The 14,058-nt window shown below is 42.1% G+C and carries 12 protein-coding genes; 5 read left to right on the top strand and 7 right to left on the bottom strand.

From position 1 onward, the window contains the following. Positions 1 to 385 precede the first annotated feature (385 nt). The 6 genes from WC788_06580 to WC788_06555 form a co-directional block, all read right to left on the bottom strand. On the bottom strand, positions 386 to 1,693 hold the full coding sequence (locus WC788_06580; protein MFA6097266.1) for a trypsin-like peptidase domain-containing protein: 1,308 nt from the start codon (positions 1,691 to 1,693) through the stop codon (positions 386 to 388). A gap of 74 nt (positions 1,694 to 1,767) precedes the next feature. Then, positions 1,768 to 3,153: an extracellular solute-binding protein gene (locus WC788_06575; protein MFA6097265.1), complete on the bottom strand. Its 1,386-nt coding sequence runs from the start codon at positions 3,151 to 3,153 to the stop codon at positions 1,768 to 1,770. Positions 3,154 to 3,308: 155 nt separating this feature from the next. Continuing rightward, entirely contained in the window at positions 3,309 to 3,884 is a 576-nt protein-coding gene (locus WC788_06570; protein ID MFA6097264.1) for a class I SAM-dependent methyltransferase, read from the bottom strand. A gap of 160 nt (positions 3,885 to 4,044) precedes the next feature. After that, positions 4,045 to 6,522 (bottom strand): DNA gyrase subunit A, encoded by a 2,478-nt coding sequence (gyrA, locus tag WC788_06565; protein ID MFA6097263.1) that lies wholly within the window; start codon positions 6,520 to 6,522, stop codon positions 4,045 to 4,047. 78 nt (positions 6,523 to 6,600) lie between these two features. Beyond that, the gene (locus tag WC788_06560; protein ID MFA6097262.1) at positions 6,601 to 7,338 is read right to left on the bottom strand and encodes a PepSY domain-containing protein; all 738 of its coding nucleotides are present in this window, start codon (positions 7,336 to 7,338) and stop codon (positions 6,601 to 6,603) included. A gap of 17 nt (positions 7,339 to 7,355) precedes the next feature. Further along, positions 7,356 to 8,006 (bottom strand): MBL fold metallo-hydrolase, encoded by a 651-nt coding sequence (locus tag WC788_06555; GenBank protein MFA6097261.1) that lies wholly within the window; start codon positions 8,004 to 8,006, stop codon positions 7,356 to 7,358. A 210-nt stretch (positions 8,007 to 8,216) separates the two neighbouring features. Between WC788_06555 and WC788_06550 the strand changes: the two genes are divergently transcribed. The 4 genes from WC788_06550 to WC788_06535 all read left to right on the top strand — a co-directional run bounded on the left by WC788_06550 (position 8,217) and on the right by WC788_06535 (position 12,820). Then, on the top strand, positions 8,217 to 9,410 hold the full coding sequence (locus tag WC788_06550; protein ID MFA6097260.1) for a S1 RNA-binding domain-containing protein: 1,194 nt from the start codon (positions 8,217 to 8,219) through the stop codon (positions 9,408 to 9,410). Positions 9,411 to 10,357: 947 nt separating this feature from the next. Next, positions 10,358 to 10,732, top strand: a complete 375-nt coding sequence (locus tag WC788_06545) for a TraR/DksA C4-type zinc finger protein (GenBank protein MFA6097259.1) — start codon at positions 10,358 to 10,360, stop codon at positions 10,730 to 10,732. A 4-nt stretch (positions 10,733 to 10,736) separates the two neighbouring features. After that, positions 10,737 to 11,165 (top strand): signal peptidase II, encoded by a 429-nt coding sequence (locus WC788_06540; protein ID MFA6097258.1) that lies wholly within the window; start codon positions 10,737 to 10,739, stop codon positions 11,163 to 11,165. Positions 11,166 to 11,404: 239 nt separating this feature from the next. Then, positions 11,405 to 12,820 (top strand): extracellular solute-binding protein, encoded by a 1,416-nt coding sequence (locus tag WC788_06535; GenBank protein ID MFA6097257.1) that lies wholly within the window; start codon positions 11,405 to 11,407, stop codon positions 12,818 to 12,820. Between the two features lie 12 nt (positions 12,821 to 12,832). Here the strand turns inward: WC788_06535 and WC788_06530 are convergent, their stop codons facing one another. After that, on the bottom strand, positions 12,833 to 13,333 hold the full coding sequence (locus tag WC788_06530; protein MFA6097256.1) for a hypothetical protein: 501 nt from the start codon (positions 13,331 to 13,333) through the stop codon (positions 12,833 to 12,835). Between the two features lie 25 nt (positions 13,334 to 13,358). Here WC788_06530 and WC788_06525 point away from each other — a divergent pair, with 25 nt between their 5' ends. Then, entirely contained in the window at positions 13,359 to 13,832 is a 474-nt protein-coding gene (locus WC788_06525) for a ribonuclease HI family protein (GenBank protein MFA6097255.1), read from the top strand. Positions 13,833 to 14,058: the final 226 nt, after the last annotated feature.

Here is a 14,058-nt window from a genome sequence, read left to right as displayed (position 1 = left end):
GTAATAATGTTCAATCTGAATAAAAACAATGAATGCTATGATGCTTCTAAATTATCATTTATAACTGTATAGCTCATTATTCCCAACTATTATCCTTGACGTTTCCTTTTAACGGGTATTGCGAGGAAATAGCAATGACCGAAGCAATCTCAGATTTTGATGGAACATAGGACAAATACGAATTCACACACCCCCAACCCCCTCTCTAGAGGGGAATGGGTGTAAAATTTCTAATTTTTAATTTTTAATTTCTAACGAATGAGTTAATGAACTAATTTTTAAACGTTGGAGGATTCCGGTTGAAACAGGCTTTGGAGAGAGTATTTTAACAATAGAGCAATGTAGCAATAGAACAATCGCACCTCGCATGATACTACATACTAATTTATTGTTTTCTTTCTTCCAGCTTCACCTTCACCGTGCTTTCCTCGCCGCGATGCGAGATCCTCAAAGTGATCTCATCTCCGACATTATGGCCCGCCACAATGTCCGTCAGGGAATTGTTTTCATCCAGTTTCACTCCGTCAACTTCCAAGATAATATCATTTTCAACGAGCCCCGCCTTGTCGCCCGGACTCGCCGGTATCACCGCCAGATCTTCCTTATTGCCGCCCCTGACGATCAATGCTCCATAGTCATATGAAATATTGTTCTTTGCCGCAAGATCCTTTGTGATCTGCATATATCTGATGCCGATATAGGGCCTGATGATCCTTCCCTCCGTCATCACATCATTTGCGACTTTCTTTATTTCTTTCACTGGAATCGCAAATCCGATGCCTTCCGCATTAGTTGCGATCGCCGTATTCATCCCGACAACCTGTCCGCTGGAATTCAAAAGAGGTCCGCCCGAATTTCCGGGATTGATCGCCGCATCGGTCTGAATGAGACCCTTCAATTGTTCAAGATCTCCCGTCGCTTCGCTTCCGGCTACAATGGACCTGTCGAGACCCGAAATTACGCCGACGCTCACCGTGTTCTTATATTCCCCGAGAGCGTTTCCAATCGCAATAGCCACCTGCCCGATCTCGATAGATCCCGAATCGCCGAATTCAACGGTTTGCAGGTCTTTCGCATCGATCTTGATCACTGCGATGTCGTTCACGGGATCCTGTGCTACGACCCTTGCATCATATTTTTTACCGTCATTCATCAGAACGGTATATTCCGCTTTTTCATTGCTTACCACATGCTTATTCGTCACAATATATCCGTCATTTGAAATGACGAAGCCGGAGCCTTTTCCTGTAACCTGCTTTTCCGTACCGTTCTGCCTTTGCTGGGGAACATTGAACTCAAAAGGTGTCCCGTTGAAAAGATCGCTTCCGAAGCGGTCTGAATAATATCGTTCGACCTTGGGAAGATCTTCCGTAATTATAATGCTCACAACCGCCGGACTGACCATTTTCACCGCATCGATTATCGCGGATTCCTCCTTCACCACTTTCGTTTTTCCATCGGGAAGCGCCGCAGCCGGGGCATTACCCGCATAATACTTTTCCCCACCAAAACGATCTTTCGCCATCTTGTATGACAGAAATCCAGCAAATGTTCCAAAGATCGAAGAAAGTATGACGCAAGAAATGACTACGCCCATCAACCTGAAATGGCAGCATTTCCTTGATTTATCTTTATTCTTTTCCGGATCGGATCCCAAAGGGATCTCTTTTTTTATTTCACGTTCACTTTCCATATTTTTTGGGTATATTAGGATTAAAATCCCCCTTAAAAGGGGGATGAGCTGTTTCATCAATTAATACAACGCTCTCATCTGTTTATTTCAGAAATATATCTTCTGGGGATCGTCATAGCTCCGTCGATATCTTGCCGACCTTCCTTGTTCGCAATCAGTTGATTTATCATTTCAAGAAGCTTCTCATCCGAAATGGAATCGTAAGGATTGATCCAGCTTCGCGCAGTGAACACCTGGCTTGCGAAAACGCTTCTGGCATCTCCGGCCAGCGATTGCTCCCTGGCGATCTCAAGATTCGCAGCAGCCCGATTTGTTTTATCCAAATACATATTCGCATATGTTTTTTGCGAGGCGAAATTCAAAAATTCCCATGCAAGATCATAGCAATCCACTCTTAATCCGGCGGCAGCAGCGCAGGGCGCCTTGCTGGCCACGACCGGAACCCAATAGCTCGCATAGTTCACTTTTCTTCTGTCATCGAGCTGCGGAAGCGGCGCTATCTTATAATCCATAGTCCCTCCGGTCTTGCTCTGGATATTCGGGATCTCTTTTGAATAGTTCACCATCATTGCGGCTTTTCTCTGCGTAAATGCATCGATTGAGAACATTTGATCCTTGCTCCATGTATAGAATCTGCTCTTCGGATCCGTGAAATCTATATAAAATTTAATGGCATTTTCAGCACCTTCCGTTTTGAAAGACACGATATTTTTTTCATCATAGTTGTTCTGCATCACAAGAAGCATAACGATATCCTGGCTTCTGTTCACATTACTGCCTCCGCCGAAAGCCGCTCCGGCAAAATCTATCATCAGATCTCCATTCCCATCAAAAATATTTTTGCCGCTTGCATCCTTTTTGTAATATGTCAATTTTTCAACATAATTTTCGAATTCGATCCAATTTCTCGGATATTCAAGTATGCTCTCGTTCAAGAACATTTTGGTATTGTAATAAAGCGCCAGCGTGTCGACATAAAAAGGCAATGCGTATATGGTGCCATTCGCAGCTGTCAGATCCTGAACTGCCGCATATGCATAAGTATTTTTAAATTCATCAAGCGTCATCATGGTCTCCGGTACCGGCAATATCTTTCCTTCATAGCGAGGCATCCAGGTATGGAACAACATGAAAATGTTCGGTCCTTCATCATCAAATTGCCTTTCTTTTATGATCTCTTCATAATTGATATTATCGTCGATCTGCTCGTATATCACATTGACATCGATATATCCATTGGCTTCTTGCATCTTGTATTGTCTGAATGCTTCAGTAACTTCTCCCCAATCTGCAGCGCTATCCCATGGTCCGATAAAAGACAGATAAACTTTTTTTGGAGGATCTTTTTCTTTTCTGAAGAATGGACAGACCTTTGTTCCGGGACACCCGGCCAAATACCATCCCGCAATCAAAAAAAATATCGTAGCCAAAAATATCATCATCATTCTCTGTGGAGTCATTTATTTTGTTTTAAAAATTAATTTTTGTTGTTCAAAAAAAGATATTCAAGGAAATATACCGCAAGAAAATAATCGCATTAAACGATACCGGTTCCGCTTATTTTTTCATTTTCCCGGACCAAAGATCAAAGCTATCGGCCGTCCGCTCAGCAGGATCAGATCAAAGAAAAAAGCATCCCATAATGCCGGTCTCCCGCGTCTATCTCCCGCATAAATCTGAATCCGTTCCTGATGGCAAGTTTCTTTACGTCATCCTTCGAAAGACAGTGCTCATATTTCGGACCCATCTTTACGGAATCCGGCACCCAGTCGATAATGACGACCTCGCCGCTGTCCTTGAGGATCCTTTTGGCCTCTGAAAATACGGAATTATAGTCATTGCACTGGAATAATATATTGGCAAGAACAACAAGATCCAGGCTCCTGTCTTTTATCTTTGTGCCTCCGACAGATTCAACATTTGCCCTTACGGTCTCGATATTAAGAAGACCAAAAAGCTTGGCCTTGCTCTTAACAGCCTCAAGCGAATCGGTGAGAACATCAATAGCGTAGACCTTTCCCCCGTTAGAAACTTTTTTGGCGATCGGTATGGTAAAATATCCCGCTCCGCATCCGAAATCCGCAACTCTGTATCCGCCTTTTATAATCAGAGAGTCCACGATCTTTTCGGGATTCAAAAATCCGCCGCTGCCGACTTTTTGAACAGTTTCTAAATTACTTTTAGCCTCCATATATTTTATATATAAGCAAATTAAATCTCGTTATCCATGAGATTCACATATTCAGTGGTATGCGTTTATGCTAAATGCTTGATACCAGATACTGTATACTTAAAACTATTTTATCATATTTCCAGAACACCGAGCATCATGCAAAATATCACGCCAAGGTCTATATAACGGTAATTGAGGCGATCTTATCGCTCGGATCAAGACGCATGATCCTCACTCCCTGAGTTGCTCTGCCTGACTTCGCAATGCTCGAGATCGGTATCCTGATGATCTGCCCTTTCCTGGAAACTATGATCAGATCCTTTTCAACGGCCGATTCTTCAATTTCCTTTGCGCCGATGAGTTTTCCGGTTTTATTGTTGATGATAGCTGTCTTTATGCCGCTTCCGCTCCTTCGTTGGACCTTATAATATTTCAGATCACTCATCTTTCCGAAGCCGTTCTCGGTCACTGTCAGAATATATCTCGTGTCTTTGGTTTTTGACGACGGAATCACGTCCATGCTCACAACTTCGACTGAAGGTTTCAATCTCATGGCATTGACGCCGGACGCGTTCCTGCCCATAGACCTGATATCTTTCTCTTTGAATCTGATCGATTGTCCGTTGAACGCCACTACCGTAATCTCATCAGAACCGCCGGAAGGCTTGACCCACCTGAGTTCGTCACCCTTCTTGAGATTTATTGCAATAAGTCCCGACCTTCTAACGTTCGAGAATTCTTCGATCTCTGTTTTCTTTATTATACCATTTTTCGTCGCCATTACAAGAAATTTTATTTCTTCTTTGCTGGCGAGGGAAACAACTGCCGTCACATCCTCCTCTTGTGAAAGCTGGAGGAAATTGACGATAGCCTGCCCCTTTGCCGTCCTGGTGCTCGCAGGAATATCATATGCTTTCGTCTGGAATACCCTTCCCATATTCGTGAAGAATAGAAGATTATTGTGCGTATTTGTCGTGAAAAAATGTTCCACCACGTCTTCTTCCTTCATCGTAGCTCCGATCACACCCTTTCCTCCCCTGTGCTGCACATGATAGATCTGCGGGCTCATCCTTTTTATATACCCTTCTTTGGTTATGGTCACGATTACATCTTCGCTCGGAATAAGGTCCTCCTGGGAGAATTCCCCGATGGCATTTCTGAAGACCTTCGTCCTTCTCTCGTCCGAATATTTCTCTCTTATTTCGGCAAGTTCGGTCTTGATGATACCAAGGACCTTTGCCCTGCTTTTCAGGATCGCTTCCAGATTCTTGATGAGCAGCCTTTTTTCCTCCAACTCATCCTTGATCTTTTTTCTTTCAAGTCCGGCCAATGCCTGCAACTTCATTTCCAGGATAGCATCCGCCTGTTTGTCGCTCAGTTTGAAATTTTTCATAAGAGCCGTATGCGCTTCCTCTTTGGTCGGAGATTTCTTTATGGTCTTGATGATCGCATCGATATGGTCAAGCGCGATCGATAATCCTTCGAGTATGTGCGCTCTTTCTTTCGCCCTGTCCAATTCGAACTGCGTCCTTCTTCTCACGACCTCTTCCCTGTATTTGATGAAATATTCAAGGACCATCTTCAGATTCAGAACCCTCGGCTGGATCCCTTCCACCAACGCAAGCATATTCATATGGAACGCCTTCTGCAGATCGGTGTATTGATAGAGCTTGTTCAAAACTTTCTTGGGATAGGCATCGTTCTTGAGATCAATGACAACACGGACTCCATCCCTGTCCGACTCGTCCCGAAGGTCTCTTATTCCTTCGATCTTCTTTTCTTTCACCAGATCGGCGATCTTCTCGATGAGAGCGGCCTTGTTGACCTGATAAACCATTTCGGTCACGATGATCTGGAATTTTCCTTTCTGATTTTCAACAATATCCACCTTTGCGCGCATATCGATCTTTCCTCTTCCCGTCGAGTAAGCCTGCAAAATGTCTTTGTGTCCGAAAATGAATCCTCCGGTCGGGAAATCCGGTCCTTTCACAAATTCCACGAGATCCTCAACCGAAGCATCCGGCTTATCTATCAGAAGATTCGTAGCATCGATGATCTCTCCGAGATTGTGCGGAGGTATGCTCGTTGCCATTCCGACTGCGATCCCGACGGTCCCATTCAGCAACAATTGAGGAACTTTCGAGGGAAGAACCGACGGCTCTTTCCGGGACTTATCGTAGTTGTCCACAAAATCAACCGTATTTTTTTCTATATCCGTAAGAAGTTCTTCGGAGATCTGTTTCAATTTGCATTCCGTATACCTCATAGCTGCCGCATTGTCTCCGTCCATCGAACCGAAATTTCCTTGTCCATGGACGAGCGGATATCTCATTGAAAAGTCCTGCGCCATTCTGACCATCGACTCATAGACCGCCGCGTCTCCGTGCGGATGATATTTTCCGAGCACTTCTCCGACCACTGTCGCAGATTTCTTGAACTTCGCCTGCGGTCTGAGGCCTATGTCATGCATGGCATATAATATCCTTCTGTGCACGGGCTTCAGGCCGTCCCGGACATCCGGAAGCGCCCTCTGAACGATAACGCTCATGGCATAATCAAGATATGAATCCTGCATTTCTTGCGTTATCTGTATATCTTCCACTTTGCCGAAACTGGCTTTTTTTTCCGGACCCTCAGCAATTGCCTCTTTTTTCATAGTATTGTTATTATTTATATTGAAATATTACAGGCGCTCCTAAATTCGCCCGAATTCGCTGAATTCTCTTGAACTATCTCACTCAGACAAAATCTTTCCGCTGTTCGCGTCTACGAAGTATGTCGCATCAAAAAACGATTCTTCATCATAAACATTTACCTTCCATGCAAGATGATGAACCGGATCTTCCTTGCCGCCTTCAACTGTATAAACTACGACCTCAGACTTCTTCGCTATCACACTTTCCGCCTTGATCTCCTTCTTTATGATCTCCAGCGCTTCCGCTTCTGATAATTTCGAAACTACTTCCAGATCGATCCCGGTATAATAGACGCTCTTTTCGATCTTTGCAGATTTGTCTTCTATGTTGACCGAGATCGCAATATCACTAAGCTCGACCGGAATATTCTTATATATCTGTCCATATTCCAGAAGCCAAACACCGCCCATCTTCTCCGCCTTGGTCAATTTTATGTCCTTTGCGCCGATCCCTTCCAAAACCTTGCTCTCATTAACATATTTCATCGCGATAGCCACAGCTTCCGCCTTTTCAACTTCAAGCGTCACATTTTTCATCGCTTCTTTTTTCTCTTTTTCCAGATCATCAAAGCTTTTCGTAAATTTTCCATAGTTCGGAGATTTATCAAGATCCAAACCTGACCAATTATTTGCATTATTCATTGTCCTCGAAAAAGAAAATATCCATATTCCGAAAACAATGACCATGCAGATAAAAACCATTGTCCACAAAATCATTTTTCTTGTTTCTTCGGGCTTGTTCCTTATGGCTTTTATCTTCGAAATAATATCAACCACAAAAAGATCTTAGGCTTTTAAGCAAGTTTCATCAGGATGACTTTCGCTTCATCCTGAGGGAGTTCTTTTTTCTTCAAACTGAGCTTGTCTACGGCGTCATTAAGAGAAACTCCATTCTCTTTGCAAAACTTTTCCGCAGTATCCAGTTTTGAAAATTCTCCGGTCAAACCTTTTATTTTGAAATGCATAGGAATAACGATCCTCGGTTCGATCTCGTTTATTATATCTTGCGCGACCTTCCAGTCTATTGTTCCAACCCCTCCGACCGGTATGAAAAGAATATCGACTTGTCCGATCTTTTCCAGCTGTCCGTTCAAAAAGCTTGACTGTCCGAAATCCCCGAGATGGCATATCTTCATATCCTCCATTTCTATCTTATATATCACATTCTGGCCTCTCTCCTTGCCTTCACTGTCATCATGGAATGAATCAATGCCCTTTATAACCACTTTATTTATTTCATATTCGCCCGCGCTGTCGACAACTGAATATTCCCCTTTCAAAACTTCATGATTATTGTGATCTATATGATCATGGCTGATCGTCACTATATTTGCCGCACCGAACGGAGGTCTGAGGCCGATCGCCCTGTCAAAAGGATCGGTAAAAAGAGTAATGTCCTTGCTTTGTATTCTGAAACAGCTCTGTCCATACCAGATAATATTCATTTTTTTGTTCTTAAATGTAAATCAAATCTTCCATTGAAATACGCTGAAAAATGCGTATTTGCACAGTTAAATACTATCATGGATAAAGGCTTTTGACAACATATTAAATATGGATTATACTGAGTTTACCATTTAGCCTCTCTTGTATATGCCCTAATGCGTATATTCGCAGGAAACGGCTAAAAATCCAAAAAAGAAAGGAGTAAAAAAATGTCGAATTCCGATAAGAAGGTAAGCAAGAACAACGACATGGAAGCTTTGCTGAACGATGAAAACGCGCCAAAGCTGCCAAAAGTTGGAGATGTTGCCCAGGGTAGTATTATCGAAATAGGCAGTAATATCATATATGTAGACCTCGGTCCGATCGGAACAGGGGCTATTTATGGTTACGGGAAAAGCATAATCAGTACTCTCAGCTCTTTTAAAGATCTGAAGCCCGGAACGCCTATTTCCGCTACTATCACCGACCTTGAAAATGAAGACGGATTTGTGGAAATGTCGCTCAAACAGACAAGCATGGACATGATCTGGAAGGAACTTGAGCGGAAGATGGACGAAGGCGAAATCGTCACAACCAAAGTCCTGGAAGCCAACAAGGGCGGACTTATGGTCAAGGTCAATGGAATGATAGGATTCCTCCCCGCATCCCAGCTTTCTAGCGATAATTACCCCAGAGTCAGCGATGGCGATAAGAACAAGATCCTGTCCCTTCTCATGCAACTCGTGAGCAAGGACATCAGGGTCAAGATCATTGGCATCGATAAGAACGAAGGAAAGCTTATCGTTAGCGAAAAAGCCACCAGAGAGAAAGAAGAGCACGAAAAGATCTCTACTCTCAAAGTCGGTGATGTTGTTGATGGCGAAATCAGCGGTATAGTGGATTTTGGCGCATTTGTCAAGTTCAATGGTACGCTTGAAGGATTAGTTCACATCTCCGAGCTGGCCTGGAAACTGATTGATGATCCAAGAAAGATCTTTAATGTTGGCCAGAAAGTAAAGTGCAAGATCATTGGAATTGATGATTCCAGGATATCTCTCTCTATCAAGGCCCTCGAAGAAGACCCATGGAAGAATGTCGCTTCAAAGTACCAGGTTGGCCAGAAAGTAAAGGGAGAAGTGACCAAGGTCAATCCATTTGGCGCTTTTGTACAGCTCGATAAAGACATACATGGACTAGCTCATGTGTCAAAACTTGGCGATGATAGCGGCCTGAAGAACATGGAAGTAGGCAAATCCTATGAATTTGAGATAATTTCCATCGAACCTCAGGATCATAGACTAGGATTAAAGCCAATCTTAGCCAAAAAATCAGAGAAAACTGAAAATAAAGAACAAAAAACCACAAAAGCTGAAGAACCGAAAGCTGTATCCACAGAAAAAACAGCTGAAGTTAGCGAGAAATAGTGAATTGTGGATAACTTGTTGATAATTATTTCAAAAACGGTCTTAGAGTTACTTGACTTCTACGGCCGTTTTTGTTTAATAAAATGACTGTTTTTCGTTTATTCTTAGCGATTATATCACGTTATACATGCCAAGGTATTGACCAAGCAGTTTTTTCATGTTATACTGTATATGTAATGAGAAACGGATTGCACCTTCACATAACAAACTCCCATATAACGTTGGAAGAAGAATGAGTACAATTTTCAATTCGCGGTTTCGGTCCGGTTAAAAACAAACCACTAGGCCGTGAATGACATTTAAATCATTGCAAACAATCTTCTCCTTGCTGTTTGAAGTCGTGTTTTCCATTTTCAAAAAAAGAAAATAAAAAAACAAAACAAAAAATAAAAAGAAAAAAGAAACAAAAAAATAAAAACATAAAAAAAATAAAAAAACATGTAGGAAAATACGCAATAATGGTGGGAGTGTATGGTTCTTTAAAAAACAAAGAACTAATGAGATCTTTGTCCTAATTGATCTAATTGTAGTTGTGTACGTATCTGCATATCAAAGAATTAATATTCAGATATGTACACAGCTGCAGCCATCCATCACCCGGATGAATTAGATCCTAGACAGTGATCTAAAAAGGCTTGAGCCTAAATATTTATTATAGAGGTCATCAACGCCTTTTTTGCTTTTTATGCGGTCAATAGGCCTTTTTTTAATATAGGGTTATAAGATATTTGATTTTTAATGCAATATTATATATCATATGTATACAAGCTCCGCAGGAGCATATTTTTACGTTTACACCAATAAATGTCCGACCGGTTCTTTTTTTCTGTCACCTATGATCTGCCAGCTGGCCCGGACCGGATAGAGCATTAAGCCGGAAGATCCTATGGGCCATGCATTTCTATCGCCATTTATATATCCTTTGACTTAATCTATAAACTTCTTTTATGACAAATGAAAAAAAAACAAGAAAAATTCAGGAGATAAAAGACAAACTCATCGCAAAAAAACAGCATCTCGTTGCTCAGCTTAAAAAATTCGCCAAAAGGAACAAGGGGATCAAGGATGACTTCAGAACCGAGTTCGCGCACCTCGGCGACCATAAAGACGAAAATGCCATTGAATCGACGGATTACGAAAGCAAGCTCTCAGTTGAGCATGATCTTGAGAAAGGCCTGAAGAACATCGGCAATGCGCTCAAGAAAACATCCGAGGGAACTTATGGGATCTGTTCCAAGTGCAAAAAAGATATAAACCCCAAACGGCTCGAGGTCATGCCTGAAGCGACGCTATGCGTTGAATGCAGCGAAGTGAGAAATTAATCCTATGCAGACTGAAATTAATCCGAAAAAACGCTATGCAAGAACATTTTTCTTCGTTGTTTTTGGCGTTTCTTTCCTTGATCAGACAATAAAATTCGCCCTCGCCAATAAAATACTCGATTACCCTGTATACAGAAATCACGGAGCTCTTTTCGGCCTTCCGTTCGACGGCAGCGTTGCACTGATCTTTCTAGCCCTTGCTTTCTTTTATGCAATATATAAAAAGGAAGCGCTGCTCGCATCCTGTGAAAGCGGAGTTGCCGTTTATGCCGGACTGATCTTCGGAGGAATCATGGGAAATGCCATCGACAGAATTACGGCGGGATATGTCATGGACTATATCACATTAGCCGGCTATTTCTCTTTTAACATCTCAGACCTCGCTATCCTCATCGGCTCATTGCTATTTTTTTTGAAATTTATCGGAAAATAAGATACAATAAAAGTGCGATGATCATCGCACGGTATGCTAGAGCAGATAGTTCTGGAGTTGTTTGAAAAACATACGTGAGATCAAAATGCAAAGATCAAAGATCAAAATGACAATATAAAGTTAAAAAATCTTGTCATTTTAAGTTTCCATTTTTTCATTTTGATATTTGCATTTTCAATTGATACGGGCGGCTTGCCATGCGGAATAACTGCATGAATAAAAACTATTTCTAAAATAAAATGCTAAAAAAAATATTCATTGTAATAGTCCTGCTTCTTATCATCTCTTCGGCGGGATATGTTCTCGTAAAGGCATATCCTGATTTCAAAGCGCCGGTCCTGTCAAATGAGAAACCGATCGATGTAACGCTGGAATTTTGGGGGCTTTGGGATAATTCGGACAGCTGGCAAGGCATAATAAACGCTTTTCAGAACAAAAATTTCACAATAAACGGCAGAAAGATCAACATCAGGATCAATTACACAAAAAAAGATTATCTGACATATGAAAAAGACCTGCTTGCCGCGAAAGGAAGCGGTACTTCCCCGGACATCTTTACAATAAGCAGCAACTGGCTCGAAAGATATGCACCGGATCTTTTTCCGCTGGAACAGAACAAAGCATACATCAAGGAATATGAACTTCTGACCTTCGAGAATATATTGGACGCTTTTCCGCAGGAAACCATAAAAAGCTGGGTCTATTCGGGCCAGCTTTACGGCATCCCGACATATTCGGATTCGCTTGCGCTTTATTACAACATCGAGCTTTTCGATAAAGCAGGCATAAAAAATCCTCCAAAAACATGGAAAGAATTCAAGGATGATGTAAAAAAACTCACCTCGACCAAGAATGATAATATAATAAGGTCCGGCGTTGCAATAGGTTCAGGAAAGAACGTAAATCGGTCATCCGACATATTGGCGCTTCTCATGATGCAAGGCGGAGCGAAAATAATCGACCAAGAGGGAAATGTCGACATAAACAAAGAGATCGAAGTTATCACGACGGGCGGTCCGGAAAAAAGGAATCCGGGGCTCAGGGCAATAATTTTCTACAGCGAGTTCTCTGATCCCCTGAAAGATATCTACACCTGGAACAACACGAAACCCGACTCGTTTGAAGCATTTAAAGACCAGAAGGTCGCCATGATGTTCGGCTATAGCTACCAGATCAGCAATCTATTGGCCGCGTCTCCGGACCTCAAATATGGCATATCTCCGATGCCTCAGTTGGAAGACTCGACTCCCATAAATATCTCCAGCGTCTGGACCCCCGTGGTATCCAAAAAGGAAAGTTGCGGATCCATGCCCAAAGAACTCTCCGACGAGATCGACTGCAAGAAACTTGCATGGAGCTTTTTAAGCTTTGCCGCACAGAAGGAAAACTCGAAAAAATATCTGGATTCGACCGGAAAGCCAGCGGCAAGAAATGACCTCACGGGAGAACAGGTCAATTCCAACAGCAAAGTCGGCGTCTTCGCCTCACAGGCGCAAACCGTCATGACGTACAACAAATTTGATGAACGCATAGATGGCATCCTTTCGAATATGATGGACATGATAGAGCTCGACAGAGGAAACTTGGAAAATATCGTGAACCAGGCAGTAGAGGAGATTGAAGCTTTGAAGACAGGCAGCCCGAATATGAATTAAAAAACTAACCATTTATTGGTTAGATGTTTCATCTCTCTTTGCTATATATTTTATTAATAAATAAACGGTATGGTATGCGCATATGATGGCAAATGCCGCACATATTATCACAAAGCTTTCGCGCAACATCCAATACAGATCAAATTTATTCCCGTAGCGATGCACGCAGCTATTTTGCATTATAAGCAAAAACACCAAAAAGTAACTATATGCAACGAAAGAAATTGATCTCGCGATTTCCTCGACACGCTCATCACCATCTTTCCCGATCAGCTCTTGAACTATTCTTAACCCGATATATAGATTGGCTGTTCCAATTAGAATATATACTATAGGCATAAATTGATTCAAGGCCGTACTGCCGCAAAAATCTGAAGAATTTAATTGCGCTGCTACCCATGCAAAAATGAATAGCGACAGCATCAATGTCACGGCTGCAATGGAAGACTTAAGCTTAATTTTTTTTTCAGCTTCAGTTTCAGTTTCTTTTGTCTTCTCTTCATCCTCTGTCAAACAGATCACCTCCTGAGTGTTTAACATGAGATATTATCAAATTAATTCATTATTGTCAAGCCAGATGATCAAATTCGATAAATTAATGATTTATACTGACGGGGGAGCGCGCGGAAATCCGGGACCTGCCGCCTGCGGAGTCGTGATCAAAGACAAGGAAGAAGTGATCCTGGAAGTTTCGGAATATATCGGAAACGCAACAAACAATCAAGCCGAATACGAAGCGCTTATTCTGGCTCTTCACAAGGCGAAAGAGCTGTTCGCACATAAAAGAATGGGCCCCGGAAGCATCGAATGCCATTTGGACAGCGAGCTTGTCGTAAAACAATTGAACCGTGAATACAAGATCAAAAACGAGGGACTGAAACCGCTCTTTATAAAAGTCATAAACCTGATCCCGGAATTCGATTCTGTGAGATTCATTCATATCCCAAGGGAGAAGAATAAGCTGGCGGACAAACTCGTGAACAAAGAACTGGACAGCCATGAAAAAATGTAAGATCCCTTTTTATTATGGTGTCAGAAAACCCCGCGGCTTGCCACAAATATATAATAATATTTCAAATGTAGGATGTCCGCCGAAGGCGGAGCCGAAACAGCTCATAAAAAACCCACCCCGATACTCCGCTGCTCGTAGCGGAGTTGGGTTCATAATATGCCCGGATTCCGGATCGGCAATGATCCGGAATTATTGTATTATTTGAATAAAGTATCTTTTATTGATA

It is taken from the genome of Candidatus Paceibacterota bacterium (assembly GCA_041661265.1).
Lineage (GTDB): Bacteria > Patescibacteriota > Minisyncoccia > JAHIHE01 > JAGLIN01 > JBAZUT01.
This window is presented reverse-complemented; position numbering and strand designations above follow the sequence as displayed.